The sequence below is a fragment of the Mycobacterium sp. TH-M11 genome, from assembly GCF_057473725.1.
The window spans coordinates 1-15,525 of sequence record NZ_JBYCLD010000118.1; the positions used below are offsets into that span (position 1 = coordinate 1).

12 protein-coding genes, 1 tRNA gene and 2 pseudogenes are annotated in these 15,525 nt (G+C 67.0%); 10 read left to right on the forward strand and 5 right to left on the reverse strand.

All coding sequences use genetic code 11. The features are described from left to right. The 4 genes from AC2VOG_RS05040 to AC2VOG_RS05055 form a co-directional block, all read right to left on the reverse strand. On the reverse strand, positions 1-750 hold the full coding sequence (locus AC2VOG_RS05040) for a lytic transglycosylase domain-containing protein (RefSeq protein WP_486938822.1): 750 nt from the start codon (positions 748-750) through the stop codon (positions 1-3). Between the two features lie 139 nt (positions 751-889). Further along, complete coding sequence (locus AC2VOG_RS05045; RefSeq protein ID WP_486938823.1) at positions 890-1,882, reverse strand: nucleoside triphosphate pyrophosphohydrolase; 993 nt, start codon at positions 1,880-1,882, stop codon at positions 890-892. A gap of 28 nt (positions 1,883-1,910) precedes the next feature. Next, positions 1,911-5,561, reverse strand: coding sequence for a transcription-repair coupling factor (mfd, locus tag AC2VOG_RS05050; RefSeq protein ID WP_486938824.1), 3,651 nt, complete (start codon positions 5,559-5,561; stop codon positions 1,911-1,913). An 87-nt stretch (positions 5,562-5,648) separates the two neighbouring features. Next, positions 5,649-6,242 carry a TetR/AcrR family transcriptional regulator gene (locus AC2VOG_RS05055; RefSeq protein ID WP_486938833.1) on the reverse strand — a complete coding sequence of 198 codons (594 nt, stop codon included), beginning with the start codon at positions 6,240-6,242 and terminating at the stop codon, positions 5,649-5,651. Positions 6,243-6,372: 130 nt separating this feature from the next. On the opposite strand from AC2VOG_RS05055, the gene AC2VOG_RS05060 reads away from it, so the two are divergent. The 10 genes and pseudogenes from AC2VOG_RS05060 to pth all read left to right on the forward strand — a co-directional run bounded on the left by AC2VOG_RS05060 (position 6,373) and on the right by pth (position 13,936). Beyond that, a tRNA-Gln gene (locus tag AC2VOG_RS05060) sits at positions 6,373-6,444 on the forward strand. Between the two features lie 294 nt (positions 6,445-6,738). After that, positions 6,739-7,404: pseudogene (locus AC2VOG_RS05065) on the forward strand (TetR family transcriptional regulator); the annotation flags it as partial. Positions 7,405-7,642: 238 nt separating this feature from the next. Then, complete coding sequence (locus AC2VOG_RS05070; RefSeq protein WP_486938825.1) at positions 7,643-8,296, forward strand: TetR family transcriptional regulator; 654 nt, start codon at positions 7,643-7,645, stop codon at positions 8,294-8,296. 106 nt (positions 8,297-8,402) lie between these two features. Beyond that, complete coding sequence (gene glmU, locus AC2VOG_RS05075) at positions 8,403-9,869, forward strand: bifunctional UDP-N-acetylglucosamine diphosphorylase/glucosamine-1-phosphate N-acetyltransferase GlmU (RefSeq protein WP_486938826.1); 1,467 nt, start codon at positions 8,403-8,405, stop codon at positions 9,867-9,869. An 84-nt stretch (positions 9,870-9,953) separates the two neighbouring features. After that, the gene (locus AC2VOG_RS05080) at positions 9,954-10,934 is read left to right on the forward strand and encodes a ribose-phosphate diphosphokinase (protein ID WP_486938827.1); all 981 of its coding nucleotides are present in this window, start codon (positions 9,954-9,956) and stop codon (positions 10,932-10,934) included. Next, positions 10,935-11,033: pseudogene (locus tag AC2VOG_RS05085) on the forward strand (arsenate reductase (glutaredoxin)); the annotation flags it as partial. Beyond that, positions 11,030-11,680 carry an LpqN/LpqT family lipoprotein gene (locus AC2VOG_RS05090; RefSeq protein WP_486938828.1) on the forward strand — a complete coding sequence of 217 codons (651 nt, stop codon included), beginning with the start codon at positions 11,030-11,032 and terminating at the stop codon, positions 11,678-11,680. The pseudogene AC2VOG_RS05085 and the gene AC2VOG_RS05090, both read left to right, overlap by 4 nt. A 24-nt stretch (positions 11,681-11,704) precedes the next feature. Continuing rightward, the gene (locus tag AC2VOG_RS05095; RefSeq protein ID WP_486938829.1) at positions 11,705-12,571 is read left to right on the forward strand and encodes an oxidoreductase; all 867 of its coding nucleotides are present in this window, start codon (positions 11,705-11,707) and stop codon (positions 12,569-12,571) included. Positions 12,572-12,700: 129 nt separating this feature from the next. Continuing rightward, a complete protein-coding gene (locus tag AC2VOG_RS05100) occupies positions 12,701-13,357 on the forward strand; it encodes a 50S ribosomal protein L25/general stress protein Ctc (protein ID WP_486938830.1) in 657 nt (218 codons plus the stop codon). Positions 13,358-13,360: 3 nt separating this feature from the next. After that, the gene (pth, locus tag AC2VOG_RS05105; RefSeq protein WP_486938831.1) at positions 13,361-13,936 is read left to right on the forward strand and encodes an aminoacyl-tRNA hydrolase; all 576 of its coding nucleotides are present in this window, start codon (positions 13,361-13,363) and stop codon (positions 13,934-13,936) included. A 24-nt stretch (positions 13,937-13,960) separates the two neighbouring features. On the opposite strand, the gene AC2VOG_RS05110 is transcribed toward pth, so the two are convergent. Next, a partial coding sequence (locus AC2VOG_RS05110; RefSeq protein ID WP_486938832.1) for a fatty acyl-AMP ligase occupies positions 13,961-15,525 on the reverse strand: 1,565 nt, incomplete at its 5' end.

Consider the following 15,525-nt stretch of genomic DNA (forward strand, 5'->3'; position numbering starts at 1 on the left):
TCAGAGCGAGTGCCCGTCCGCATAGGCGGTAGCCCAATCTCGCACGGCGCGGGCATAGACGTCCGAGTCGTTGTAGGCCCACAGCGCCGTGATCCACCCGCGTGGGGTGGCGAGATCCTTCCCCCGCCAGCACAAATACCCGGCAGCGGACAGCGCGGCGTCGTCGATGTTGTCCACATCGACCTTACCGTCGTTGTTGGCGTCGACGCCGTACTCCCGCCACGTCTCGGGAATGAACTGCATCGGCCCCATTGCCCGCACGGTGTCGGGCTGACCGTCCATCCCCCCCGGCTCGCCGGCGATCCCCGCCACACTGTCGATGATCCGCATCGTGCCGTTGGTCCCGTCGAGCACCACACCCCTGATCGGTGGACGCACATCGCCGTTGGGCAACAGCGTCGCGTGGTGGTAGGTGCCGTGGTGGCTCTCCACCTGCCCAATGCCGGCCAGCGTTGTCCAGGCGATATGGCAGTTCGGGTTCTCCACCTCGGCGACCCGCGCGGCGTAGCCGTACGCCTCCAGAGCGGTCACCGGGATGCGCAATGCCGGGGCGAGCCCGGCGGCCCACGCGTGCAACTGGTCGGCGGGTCGGCCCTTGACGTAGGTATCGACCGGAGGCACTGCGGCACCTGGAGGCGGCGGCACACCTTTGGGAATGTGAGGACCCAGCTGCCATGAGCAGCTGGATGCCAACAGCAGCGCCGTTGCGCCTACGACGGCCAACGCGCGCAGCCAACGAACCGGCGACACACAACACCCCTAAGACACGATTTCCATGACCATCGTCCCATGAGATTCGAGTGCGACGGCCTACGGGCGTACAGCCCACACTGCGGCCAGCCGCAGTGTGGTGCTCGAGCATGCGGCCAGCCGCACACTCGCGGGATAGTCAGTCGGCACCGGCACCGTCGGCAGCGTGCATGGTTTCGACTTCAAGGTCGGCCGTTGCGCTATCCACCGGCCAGCAGCTCCGCCATTCTTCTTCAACGATGGAGCCGAGCGGGGCGGCCTCCAGTTCGGCGGGGACGTCGGGCGCGCGACGCTCGGCGGCGATCGCCTTTTCCACGGCGCGCACGGTGTCCATGAACTCCAGCACTGCGGTGCGCAAGGCGTCTTCGGCGTCGACATCGGCGGTCACCGTGACCGTGGTGACGTTCGCCGGCACCAGGTCCGAAGGGAAGCCGGCTTTGGTGACCCTTTGCAGCACCTTGTGCGCCAATGCCAAAGCCGGCTGGCCAGTGGGCACGGTACCCAGAACCGAATTGCGGGGCTTTTCCTGGGCTTTGCGCTCCTCCCATTGCACCAGCTGCTCTTCCAGCGAGATCGACTCTCCGGCAAGCACTCCCGGAGCCCTGTTACCCAGCTTGCGCAGCAACGCGTCGGCGACGTCGTCGATGGTGAACGGGTGCGCCGGTGCGTCCTCGGCGATACGCGCATGGAACAGCACCTGCAGCAGCACGTCGCCGAGCTCATCGCGCAGCGAATCGGCGTCGCCGCTGCGCACCGCGTCGAACAGCTCGTAGGTTTCCTCCAACAGGAAGCGGCGCAGCGAGTCGTGGGTCTGCTTGCTCTCCCAGGGCCCGGCGGTCCGCAGTTTGTCCATCACCGCGACTGCGTCCACCAGCCGCTCGCCCGGCTGCGGGCTGGGCGCAGAGATCAATCGCTCGCCGGCGGCCAACCGCGCCGTCACCGAAGGATGCTCGGGATCGGAGGACAGCAGCACCGCAGCGTCTTCCCCGGTATGGGAAGGGCGCGCCGCCGGCAACGACCACGGCACCGCGATCGGCATCTCCTCGGTGTACTGGACTTCGCCGGAGAGCAGTTCGATAGCTTCCACCGGAACCAGCGACGGCCGTCGCGGGTCAACCAAGATGACAGTCATCGTCGCCCCTCCTCACTACCGGCGAAGGTCATTGTGCGCGCCGCTCGGCCCCCGGCGTCGATTCTCCCGGTTTGCCGACCAGCGCCGCTACCAATTGGCCTACGAACTGCACTAATTCCAAGTCGCGGATGCGGGGCGCACCCACCCCACCGACGCGGGGAATCGGAACCTGCACGGTCGATGTGGTCGCGCGGTAGCCCGCACCCGGATAGCGACGGGCCAACCGTACCTGCGCAGAGTCCGGCAAGGTCAGCGGCGACAGCCGCAGCGTGGCCGCTGAGGCCGTGGACACTTCGGTGATCCCGGCCGAGCGACAGATCAGCCGTAGTCGCGCCACGGCCACCAGCAACTCGGCGGTTTCGGGCAACGCGCCGTAGCGGTCAATCAGCTCGTCAACCACCGAGTCCACCGCAGCGTTGTCGGCCGCCGCGGCCAGCCGGCGATAGCCTTCGAGCCGTAACCGATCGCTGGGGATGTAGTCCGGCGGCAGGTGCGCGTCGACCGGCAGATCGATCCGTACGTCTTTGGGCTCCTCGGGGCTGAGCACGGTCTGCCCGTCGGCCGCGGCGCGGTACGCCGCTCGATACCCTTCTACGGCCTCGGCTATCAGGCGGACATAGAGGTCGAAGCCCACCCCGGCGACGTGCCCGGACTGCTCGGCACCCAGGACGTTGCCGGCACCACGAATTTCCAGGTCCTTCATCGCCACCGCCATGCCGGCGCCCAGGTCGTTGTTCTGGGCGATCGTCGCCAACCGGTCGTAGGCGGTCTCGGTCAGCGGCGTGTGTTGCGGATACAGAAAGTAGGCATAGCCGCGCTCCCGGCTGCGCCCGACCCGGCCGCGCAGCTGGTGTAGCTGAGACAGACCGAAAGTGTCGGCGCGCTCGACGATCAGCGTGTTGGCGTTGGAGATGTCCAGCCCGGTCTCGACGATCGTGGTGCACACCAGGATGTCGAACTCGCGGTTCCAGAATCCCTCCACGGTGGTTTCGAGCAGGTCCTCGCTCATCTGCCCGTGCGCGACGGCGACCTTGGCTTCGGGCACCAGCTCGCGCACCCGCGCCGCCGCGCCGTCGATCGAGCTGACCCGGTTGTGCACGTAGAAAGCCTGCCCGTCGCGCAGCAGTTCCCGGCGCAGCGCCGCGGCGATCTGCTTGTCGTCGTGCGCGCCGACGTAGGTCAGCACCGGGTAGCGCTCCTCGGGCGGGGTCAGGATCGTCGACATCTCGCGAATGCCGGCCAAGCTCATCTCCAGGGTGCGCGGGATCGGGGTGGCGCTCATGGTGAGCACGTCGACATGAGTGCGCAGCGACTTGATGTGCTCCTTGTGTTCGACGCCGAAGCGCTGCTCTTCGTCGACGACCACCAGGCCGAGGTCTTTCCAGCGCACCCCGGTCTGCAGCAGCCGATGGGTGCCGATCACGATGTCGACCGTGCCGTCGGCCAAACCATCGATGACGGCCCGGGATTCAGCGGGCTCGGTGAATCTCGACAGGCCCTTGATCCGGACCGGGAAACCGGCCATCCGTGCCGTGAATGTCTGCAGATGCTGGTCGGCCAGCAGCGTGGTGGGCACCAGCACCGCAACCTGCTTGCCGTCCTGGACCGCCTTGAACGCAGCCCGGACCGCGATCTCGGTCTTGCCATAGCCGACGTCGCCGCAGATCACCCGGTCCATCGGGACTGGCTTTTCCATGTCCGACTTCACCTCGGTGATCGCGGTGAGCTGGTCGACGGTCTCGGTGAAACCGAATGCGTCTTCCATCTCGGCCTGCCACGGCGTGTCCGGGCCGAACGCGTGCCCCGCGCTGGCCTGCCGCTTGGCGTACAACGCCACCAGTTCGCCGGCGATCTCGCGGACCGCCTTGCGGGCCTTGGTTTTGGTGTTGGCCCAGTCGCTGCCGCCGAGTCGGCTCAGCGACGGCGCCTGCCCGCCGACATAGCGCGACAGCTGATCCAGCGAATCCATTGGCACGTAGAGCTTGTCGGTCACGTTCTGGCCCCGCTTGCTCGAGGCGTATTCCAGCACGAGGTATTCCCGTCGCGCACCGCCGACGGTGCGTTCGGTCATCTCGACGAACCGGCCGATGCCGTGCTGGTCGTGTACGACCAGATCGCCCGCGGTCAGGGCCAGCGGGTCGACGGTGTTGCGGCGTTTCGCCGCGAGCCGTTTGCCGTCGGTGGCGGCGACCCGGTTGCCGGTCAGGTCCGTTTCGGTGACGATCACGAGGCCAGCGCCCGGGAAGACAAGCCCGTCGTGCAGCGGGCCCTTGAGCACGCCGACGACGCCGGGTTTGGGCTCGGCTCCGGGCTCCAACAGCATTGCCGGCGTGTCGGATTCGGCGAGCTGCTCGACGACGCGGTGCGCGGTTCCGGTGCCCGGTGCGACGATCGCGGCGGACCCACCGGTCGCGACGTGCGCGCGCAGCATCGCGAACAGCTCGTCGATGTCACGCTGGTGGCCGCGGGCCGACGGTGACGCACGGATGTCCAGTTCGATCGCCGATTCGTCGGACAGCTGAGACAGCGTCCACCACGGACGCCCGGTTTGACGCGCCGCGTCGCGCACCTCGTCGAGTTCGCGAAATCCCGATCCACCGAGTTGGGCGACGTCGATCGGCGAGTCACCGCCCACCGCGGCCACCGACCATGACGCGTCGAGGAATTCGCGGCCGGTCTTGATCAGGTCGGCCGCCCGGGTTCGGACCTTCTCCGGGTCGCACACCAGTACCGGCGTACCGTCGGCGAACTGATCGGTCAGCAGGGCCAGCGCCCCATCTTCCGCGGGACATAGCACCGAGAGCAGTGCCTCCATGCCGTCGACCGGGATGCCCTCGGCGAGCTTGGCCAGCATGTCGCCGACGCCACCCATGACACCGTGCTCGGGCGGCGGCTGTTGTCCGGCGAGCTCGGCCGCCCGGGCGCGCACGTCGTCGGTCAGCAACAGCTCGCGACAGGGCATCGCGACCAGATGCTCGACGCTGATCTCGGGGATCGACCGCTGGTCGGCCACCGCGAACATCCGCATCTCGCTGACCTCGTCGCCCCAGAACTCCACCCGTACCGGATGCTCGGCGGTCGGTGCGAAAACGTCGAGAATTCCACCGCGGACCGCGAATTCGCCGCGTTTCCCGACCATGTCCACCCGGGTGTAGGCCAGCTCGACCAGTCGGGTGATGACCTCGGAGAAGGCCAGCTCGTCGCCGACGGTCAGCGTCAGGGGCTCGGCGAGGCCGAGCCGGGACGCCATCGGCTGCAGCAGCGAGCGGACGGCGGTGACCACCACCTGCAGCGGCGGACCCAGCCGCGCGTCCTGCGGGTGCGTCAGCCTGCGCAGCAGCATCATCCGGGCGCCCACGGTGTCGACGCCGGGCGAGAGCCGCTCGTGCGGCAGCGTCTCCCAGGACGGGAACATCGCGACCGCGTCACCGAGCACACCGCGCAACTCAGCGGTGAGGTCGTCGGCCTCGCGCCCGGTCGCGGTGACGACCAGCAGCGGCCCATGCCGGGCCAGCGCGCCGGCAACGAACACCCGCGAGCTGGCCGGTCCGACCAACGCCAATTCCGCGGGCCGGTCGGCCGCCAGGTCGATGAGTCGCTTCAGCGTCGGCGTACGCAGCGCCAACTCCACCAGCCCCGATATCGGGGTATCGACAGACTCCGGCCCCGATGCGGTCATGATGCGGCCATTGTATTGGTTACCACCTCATCGATATTGATCCAGCGCCGTCAACGACCCGTCACGGCACGGCATTTGGAGAAACAGCTATTCACCCTGCAGGTGCGGATCGGCTTCCAGATGGGTCAAGCCGTTCCACATCAAGTTGACCAGGTGGGCGGCCACCACTTCTTTCTTGGGCTCCCGGGTGTCGAGCCACCACTGCGCGGTCATCGACACCGATCCGACCAGCGCCTGCGCGTACAGCGGGGCGAGGTCGGAGTCCAGGCCGCGGCGCGCGAAGTCGCCGGCCAGGATCGAGCTGACCTGGTTGACCGCATCGTTGAGCAGGCTGGAGTAGGTGCCCGAGCTGATCGCCGCCGGTGAGTCGCGGATCATGATCCGGAATCCGTCGGTGTGTTCCTCGACATACGTCAGCAGCGCGAGTGCCACCGTCTCGACCCGCACCCGGGATCGGTTGTTGGTCAGCGACGACGTGATGCGGTCCAGCAGCGAGGACATCTCGCGGTCGACGACCACCGCGTACAGGCCTTCTTTGCCGCCGAAGTGCTCGTAGACGACGGGCTTGGAAACGTTGGCGCGAAGCGCGATCTCCTCGATCGAGGTTCCTTCGTAGCCCCGCTCGGCGAACAGCGACCGCGCGATGTCGATGAGTTGATGGCGGCGCTCGCTCCCGGTCATCCTGGTGCGGGGCGCCCTGGTTTCCTTATCCGGCGCGGCCACGCCTCATAGGTTATCCCCCGGTCGCGGTCGGCGATCCGCCCCCACGGTCGTCTAGAGTGGACGCGGTCTTCACCGCCGCTCGCAGCTATCCGTCGTGGTGTAATCGGCAGCACTTCTGATTTTGGTTCAGACAGTTCAGGTTCGAGTCCTGGCGACGGAGCTTCACATCGCAGCACAGCGCCAGCGACGTGCTTGCCAGATGGCCCGACGGGGCATCTGGACTCGAACGCCTTTTCGATGGAGTTATCGGACCCGAGCTGCGACCGCTTCGGAATGTCGAACCGGCGGCGCATCGGATCGCGGAGGGCCGCGCCGACGGACGTTGCGAGACATAGTTGAACTAAGCTCAATACGCCTCGATAAAAGGGGCTTTCACGATTCCTCCGACAACGCCTCTAGACCCTGGGCCGGTTGCGCGTCCCCCAGCGGCGAGGCGCGACTAGGTGGCTCACCCATGACCGAAACGACCGATCGCCGAGCCGTGTCCACACGCCAGCAGATTCTGTGCGCAGCGGCACGCCAGTTTTCACGGTTTCCCTTTCATCAGGTCGGCATTGACCGCGTGCTTGCGGATGCCGAATTCACCAAGGGTGCAATGTATTTCCACTTCAGCGCCAAGCAAGACCTGGCGCTGGCGGTCATCGAGGAAGAGACAACACGATCTTCTCAGGTGGCGGCGGGGCTGCTGGCCCGGAAACTATCCGGCCTGGAGATCGCGATCGACTTGTCCTACCAGCTGGCGGTCCGCGACATCAGCGACGACAGCTGCCGCGCGGCGTTGAATCTGGTCGAGTCGATGGGCCGGGTTGACGACCTGCCGGTGCTGCTGCTGAAGTCCTGGATCGACAGCTTCGCGCTCGCCGTCCGGCGCGCAATCGGCGAGGGCGACATCTTCGACGATTGCGACCCGCACAACGTGGGGCGCCTGCTGGTGTCGATCTACATGGGATTGCGTCAAACCAGTGACCTCGACGAGCCTGAGCGATTTCTTCGCGATCTGGAGCAGACGTGGATACTCGCGCTGCGCGGCATCGTCCGCCCGGAGCGTATCGATTACTTCCATCAGTTCATCAAGCGACGTACGACGATCATGGTCAGCTCCGTGTTGGCTGCAACGGATACGCCTCAAGCCCAAAGTCGGGAAGCCCAAAGTCGGGAAGCCCAAACCCGGGAAGCCCAGACCCGGAGAACCCACACCCGGAGAACCCAAACTCGGGGAAACCAGACTCGAAGAACCCAAACTCGAACAACCCCGACTCAGCCGGCCACCGCAGGTGATCGAGGTTGGTAGCGCCGCACCGCCCGGACTTGCTCGCCGCCGCTTGGCGCACACAACCGGAATTCCGGAGGTAAAGGCGATGGCCCGCCAGGTTCGATCGGAAGCGACCCGACGCAAAATCCTCGACGCCGCCGTCGAGGTCTTCACCGAGGTCGGGTTCGCCGCGGCCGATCGCGGCACGATCATCGAGCGCACCGGGATGACCAAGGGAGCGTTCTATCACCACTTCGATTCGATGGCGTCGCTGGCCTCGGCCATCATCGAAGACGGCGCCAACCTTGTCATCACCAACCTGGCGGCCATGTCGGACCCGTTTTCTCCGGCGCTGGAAAACATCCTGCATGGGACTTTCGTCACTGCAGACCTGTTCGCCACCAACGACGTTGTGCGCACCGCCGAGCAGTTGAGCCTCGCGTTCGGCAAGTTCAACGACATCGCCGGCACGTCCCACCCCGCGGTGATCGAGTCGATAGCCACGCAGACCCGGCGCGCAATCGCCGAGGGCGACATCCGGGCTGACCTCGACCCGCAGGCGGTCAGTGAGGCGATTATCGCAGCGACGTTCGGCGCCCGGATCATGGGTCAGTGGACGGCCGACGGCAGCGATCTCGTTCGGCGGCTCACTCAGATGTGGGGGCTGCTTTTTCCAGCGATCGTCAGCGAAGCGTCGCTGGGCTACTATCGCGAATTCCTGGCCCGCGAGGCGCTGCGCCACCTCGAGCGCACCGACTGAGCCGGCCCGTTCGTTGCCGCTTCCGGCGTTGATGCCTCCGTTTTGCCGCGGGCATGCGGATAATGACACGCTGAGCCGGTGGCGGCGCGCTGCGAGGGAGGGTTGGATGGCCGGGACGACTGAGCACGGCGAGTCGGCCGTCATTGTCCTGGCCGCCGGGGCAGGCACCCGGATGCGGTCCGACATCCCGAAGGTGCTGCACACGCTGGCCGGCCGCAGCATGCTGGCGCACGCGCTGCATGCGATCACCAAGATGGCGCCGCAACATCTGGTGGTGGTGCTCGGCCACGATCACGAACGCATCGAGCGGTCCATCGGTGAACTGACCGAAACGCTTGGCCGCCCGATCGATGTGGCCCTGCAGGACCAACAGCTCGGCACCGGCCACGCGGTGCTGTGCGGCCTGACCGCGTTGCCCGACGACTTCCGTGGCGTCGTGGTTGTCACCGCCGGCGACGTCCCGCTGCTCGGCGCCGACACTCTGGCCGACCTGGTGAGCAGCCACAACGCGTGCGGCGCGGCCGTCACCGTGCTGACCACCACGCTGGCCGACCCGACCGGTTACGGCCGCGCCCTGCGCACGCAGGACAACGAGGTGATCGCGATCGTCGAGCAGGCCGACGCGACGCCCTCCCAGCTCCAGATCCGCGAGGTCAACGCCGGTGTCTACGCCTTCGACATCGCGGCGCTGCGCTCTGCGTTGAGCCGGCTGTCGGCCGACAACGCCCAACAAGAGCTATACCTGACCGACGTGATCGCGATCGTCCGGCAGGACGGGCAGGTGGTGCAGGCGCGCCACGTCGACGACAGCGCGCTGGTGGCCGGTGTCAACAACCGGGTGCAGCTGGCCGACCTGGCCGCCGAACTCAACCGTCGTATCGTGACGGCCCATCAGCTGGCCGGCGTCACCGTCGTCGATCCCGCGACGACGTGGGTCGACGTCGACGTGAGCATCGGCCGCGACACGATCATCCAACCCGGAACGCAGCTACTCGGCGGCACCCGCGTCGGCAGGCGCTGCGTCATCGGACCCGACAGCACGCTGACCGACGTCACCGTTGGCGACGGCGCGTCAGTGGTGCGCACCCACGGCACCGACGCCGCGATCGGCGCCGGCGCCGTCGTCGGCCCGTTCACCTACCTGCGGCCCGGCACCACCTTGGGCGCCGACGGCAAGCTGGGCGCCTTCGTCGAGACCAAGAACGCCACCATCGGCACCGGCACCAAAGTTCCGCACCTGACCTACGTCGGCGATGCCGACATCGGTGAGCACAGCAACATCGGCGCTTCCAGCGTCTTCGTCAACTACGACGGCACGTCCAAACAGCGCACGACGGTAGGCTCGCACGTCCGCACCGGCTCCGACACCATGTTCATCGCGCCGGTCGCCGTCGGCGACGGTGCCTACACCGGAGCCGGCACGGTGGTGCGGGAGAATGTGCCACCGGGCGCGCTGGCGGTGTCCGGCGGCAAGCAGCGCAACATCGAAGGCTGGGTCGAACGCAAGCGGCCCGGCAGCGCCGCCGCTCGTGCCGCCGAGCAGGCACGACAAGCGCCCGACGAGCCGACGTGACGCCAGGGGCGCTGCAGCCGGCCGGCGTTTCGCTACCTAATATTCCCAAGACAGTCATCCGATCCAAAGCAGTGAGGGCGGCACGTGAGCAACGACTGGACCGATAACCGCAAGAACCTGATGCTCTTCTCCGGCCGCGCGCATCCGGAGCTGGCCGAGCAGGTCGCCAAGGAACTCGACACCCACGTGACCGCGCAGACGGCCCGCGAGTTCGCCAACGGCGAGATCTTCGTCCGCTTCAACGAGTCGGTGCGTGGCTGCGACGCGTTCGTGCTGCAGTCGGCCCCGGCGCCGGTGAACGACTGGCTGATGGAATCGCTGATCATGATCGACGCGCTCAAACGGGGCAGCGCCAAGCGGATCACCGCGGTCTTGCCGTTCTACCCGTATGCACGCCAGGACAAGAAGCACCGCGGCCGCGAACCGATCTCGGCGCGACTGGTCGCCGACCTGCTCAAGACCGCCGGTGCCGACCGGATCGTGACCGTAGACCTGCACACCGACCAGATCCAGGGATTCTTCGACGGGCCGGTCGACCACATGCGCGGGCAGAACCTGCTCACCGGCTACATCGGGGACAACTACCCGGACGGCAACATGGTCGTGGTCTCACCCGACTCCGGGCGGGTGCGCATCGCCGAGAAGTGGGCCGACGCGCTGGGTGGCGTGCCGCTGGCGTTCATCCACAAGACCCGCGATCCGCGGGTGCCTAACCAGGTGGTGTCCAACCGCGTGGTGGGTGAGGTCGCCGGGAAAACCTGCGTGCTGATCGACGACATGATCGACACCGGTGGCACCATCGCCGGCGCGGTGAAGCTGCTTCGCGACGACGGCGCCAAGGACGTGGTCATCGCGGCCACCCATGGCGTCCTATCCGACCCGGCGGCCGAACGGCTGGCGGCGTGCGGCGCTCGCGAGGTGATCGTCACCAACACCCTGCCGATCGGCGAGGAGAAGCGCTTCCCGCAATTGACCGTCCTGTCCATCGCCCCGCTGCTGGCCAGCACCATCCGCGCGGTATTCGAAAACGGTTCGGTCACAGGGCTATTCGATGGGGACGCTTAGATGGCCCAGCAGCCCGTCCTGATCGAGCGGCCGTTTGTCGTCACGCCGAAAGGTACCCGACTGGCCCGCCCGGTCGACACGGTCCGCGAAATCCTGTGAGACGCCGGGTACGGATCGCCGCGACACTGGCGGCCTTTGCCGTTTCCGTTATCGGATGCGGGCCGAAAAACCCTGATTACCAGTCGATTTGGTCAACGACACCGACGACCACCAGCGCAGTGCCCAACGAAAAGCCAGTGCCCTTTTCGCAGTACCTGGAAAGCAACGGGGTGTCCGGTTCGCCGATCGCGCCCGATCAGGTGCCCGACTTGACCGTGTCGATACCGATCCCCGCAGGCTGGCAGAAAATCAACCGGGCCAACATCCCGCAGACCACGGAGTTGATCGCCAAAGCCGACAGCTTTCCCAATGCCATGCTGATCGTGTTCAAAATGGGCGGCGCTTTCGACGCCAAAGAATTGGTCAAGCACGGCAACGACGATGCCCGGCTCGCCCAGAACTTCAAGCAGCTGGAGTCGTCCGATGCCGACTTTCACGGCTTCCCGTCGTCGATGATCGAGGGCAGCTACAACCTCGGCGACCAACGGCTGCACACCATCAACCGGATCGTGATCGCACACGGTCCCGGTGAAGACCCGGACAGGTATCTGATCCAGCTTGCGGTCACCAGCCTGGCCGACAAGGCGGTCGCCGACGCCGTCGACATCGAGACCATCATCCGCGGCTTCACCGTCGCGGCCAAATAACGCGCCCGCGTTAGTGTGAGTGCCATGACGTCGTGGACCGCCGCAGACCTGCCCTCTTTCGCCGGACGCACCGCCATCGTCACCGGAGCCAATAGTGGACTGGGCGCGGTGACCGCCCGCGAACTGGCCCGGGCCGGTGCGCAGGTGATCCTGGCCGTCCGCAACCCCGGCCGGGGTGAGGCCGCCGCCCGGGAGATGACCGGCGACGTCGAAGTGCGCCAACTCGACCTGCAGGACCTGGCGTCGGTGCGGCAATTCGCCGGCGGGGTCTCTGAAGTCGACATCCTGGTGAACAACGCCGGCATCATGGCCATCCCACACGCCGTCACCGCCGACGGGTTCGAGAGCCAGATCGGCACCAACCACCTCGGCCACTTCGCGCTGACCAACCTGCTGTTGCCGAAGATCACCGACCGGGTCGTGACGGTGTCCTCGCTGATGCACTACATGGGTTACATCAGCCTGCGGGACCTGAACTGGACGGCGCGGCCCTACTCGGCGTGGATAGCCTACGGCCAGTCAAAACTCGCCAACCTGCTGTTCACCACCGAGCTGCAGCGGCGACTGCACGCGGCCGGCTCATCGGTGCGGGCAGTGGCCGCCCACCCCGGGTACTCGCACACCAACCTGCAGGGGCACTCCGGCCACCGGCTCGGTGACGCACTGATGTCGATCGGCAACCGATTGGCCACCGACGCCGACTTCGGCGCCCGCCAGACGCTCTACGCCGTGTCCCAGGACGTGCCGGGTAACAGCTTCATCGGACCGGCGTTCGGCATGTTCGGGCGCAGCAAGCCGGTGGGCCGTAGCCCGCTGGCCAAACGCGATGCGACGGCCGCGGCGTTGTGGGAGCTGTCCGAGCAGCTGACGAACACCAAATTTCCGCTCTGAACCGCTGATGCGCTAGCCTGACCAGGCGTCACGGCGAGGGTGGCTTGTGCAAGCCGCCGTTATCGACGGGGACCGACTCAGAAGTCGCGATCCTGGCCGTGCCCCGGAATCTCACACAGGAGCGACATCATGGCTAGAGCCGCAAACAAAATCGCCGCCTCGGTACGGGCCGAAACCGGCAAGGGCGCCTCTCGGCGGGCACGGCGCAAGGGCAGGATCCCGGCGGTGCTCTACGGCCACGGTGCCGACCCGCAGCACCTGGAACTGCCCGGGAAAGAATTCGCCGCGGTTCTGCGTCACTCTGGCACCAACGCGGTGCTGACCCTCGACATCGAGGGGACCGAACAGTTCGCCCTGACCAAGGCGCTCGACATCCACCCGATCCGGCGCAGCATCACCCACGCTGACCTGCTGGTGGTCCGTCGCGGCGAGAAGGTCACCGTCGAGGTCGCCGTCGAGATCGTCGGCGACGCGGTGCCCGGCACCCTGGTCACCCAGGAGACCAACACCATCGAGATCGAAGCCGACGCCATGGCGATCCCGCAGTCGGTGACTGTGTCGGTTGAGGGCGTCGAACCGGGCACCCAGTTCACCGCGGGACAGATCGAATTGCCGCCGGGTGTGAGCCTGATCGCCGACCCCGAACTGCTGGTGGTCAACGTGGTCAACGCGCCGACCGCCGAGGAGCTGGAGAGCGAAGGCGGCGGCGACGCCGGCGAGCAGCCCGCCGGCGGGGCTGCCGACGGTGAGGGCGAGGCGGCCGAAGCCGAGTCCGGCTCCGAATAGTTCGTGGCGCAACCACGATTGGTGGTCGGTTTGGGCAACCCCGGGCCGAGCTACGCGCAGACGCGGCACAACCTGGGCTTCATGGTGGCCGACCGGCTCGCCGTGCGACTTGGCTCGAACTTCAAGGTTCACAAGCGCTCCGGCGCAGAGGTGGCCACCGGCCGGCTCGGCGGCCATTCGATCGTGTTGGCCAAGCCGCGGTGCTACATGAACGAGTCCGGGCGCCAAGTGGGTCCGCTGGCCAAGTTCTACTCGGTGCCGGCAGCTGACGTCGTCATCATCCACGACGAACTCGACATCGAATTCGGCCAGATCCGGTTGAAGCTCGGTGGCGGCGAAGGTGGCCACAACGGGTTGCGCTCGGTGGCAAACGCGCTCGGCACCAGAGACTTTCAGCGGGTTCGGATCGGCATCGGGCGCCCGCCCGGACGCAAAGACCCGGCGGCGTTCGTGCTGGAAACCTTTACCGCCACCGAGCGTGCGCAGGTGCCGACGGTCTGCGAGCAGGCGGCCGACGCGACCGAGTTACTGATCGAACTCGGCCTCGAACCGGCGCAGAACCGGGTGCACGCCTGGTAGCCGCTCCGGGCTAGGTGAGGGCGGCTAGGTGACCAGGGTCACGGAGTTTGCCCGGCGCAGCTTGCCCGACGACGTCTTCGGAATGGTGCCGGGGCCGAGCACAACGACGTTGCGCGGCCGCACGTCGACCTCGGTGACGACCTCGTGGGCCACCTGGTGCTCGATGCGGCGCACCTCGACAGGGTCCTGGTAGGCATTGGATTCCACCGCGACGGCGAAAGTTTCGCGCGAATGCCCCGCGTCCAGCCGGACCGCCACGGCGCAGCCGGTGCGCACACCCTCGACACGGCCGGCGGCCCGCTCGATGTCGGTCGGGTAGATGTTGCGCCCGGCCATGATGATGACGTCCTTCACGCGGCCGCACACCACGATGTGACCGTTTTCCATCAGATAGCCCAGGTCGCCGGTGTCATACCAGCCGTGCTCGTCCTGGGCGGGCAGGAACCCGCCCATGGTGAGGTAGCCCGGCGTCACACATTCGCCGCGCAACTCGATGACGCCGACGCCACGAGGGGGCATCACCTCACCGTTCTCGTCGACGATGCGGGCCTCAAGATCCTTGAGTAGCGGACCCAGCGATGCCAGCCGCCGGGTGTTGCCCTTGCTGGACGGCACCGCGCGGCGCAGCGCGGCCAGCAGGTCGGCGTCGACCTCGTCGACCACCAGACCGGCGTTGCACTCGGAAAACGACACCGCGAGCGTCGTCTCTGCCATGCCGTAGGCGGGCAGGATCGCCGACGGCTTCAGCCCGAAGGCCTTACCCGCATCCAGCAGGTCCTCGACGTCGGCGGGGTCGACGGGCTCGGCGCCGGACAGCGCGAACCGCAGCGTCGACAGGTCGTACTGGCCGGGCTCGGCCTGCTTGCGCAGCCGCTTGGCGAACAACGCGTAGGCGAAGTTGGGCGCCGCGGTCATGGTGCCCTTGTACTTGTCGATCAGCTTGGCCCACAGCAAGGTGTCGCGCAGAAAGTCCATCGGCGTCACCTTGACCAACTCGGCGCCGAAGTACATCGGGATGGTCAAGAAGCCGACCATGCCCATGTCGTGGAAGCAGGGCAGCCAGCTGACCATGACGTCGTTGTCGACGTCGTATTCAGCGCCGATGAACATGGCCTCGGCGTTGGAGTAGATGTTGCGGTGGGTGATCTGGACCGCCTTCGGAGACCCGGTGGACCCGGACGTCAGCTGCATCAGCGCCAGGTCGTCTTCACTGGTCTCGACCGGGTCGATCGGCTCACCCTCGAGCAGGTCGCCGACCGTGAGCACCTTGATGCCCTTTTCCTCCAGCACCGGGATGGCGACCAGGAACGGCTCGGCGACGATCACCGCGCTGGCCTCGATCATCGCGATCACGTTCATGGTGTCCTCGGCCCACACGGCGAGGTCGGTGCGCGGGGTGGGTTGGTGCAGCATCGTCAGGCTGGCGCCGCGCATCCACAGGGCCTGCGCGGTCGGGGCGATCTCGACCGGGAATCCGGCCAGCACGCCGACTGCGTCACCGTGTCCGATACCGGCCGCGGCCAGTCCGCCGGCGATACGGCGCGCCCGTTCGTGCACCTCGAGCCAGGTGTGCCGGACCGGCTCATACG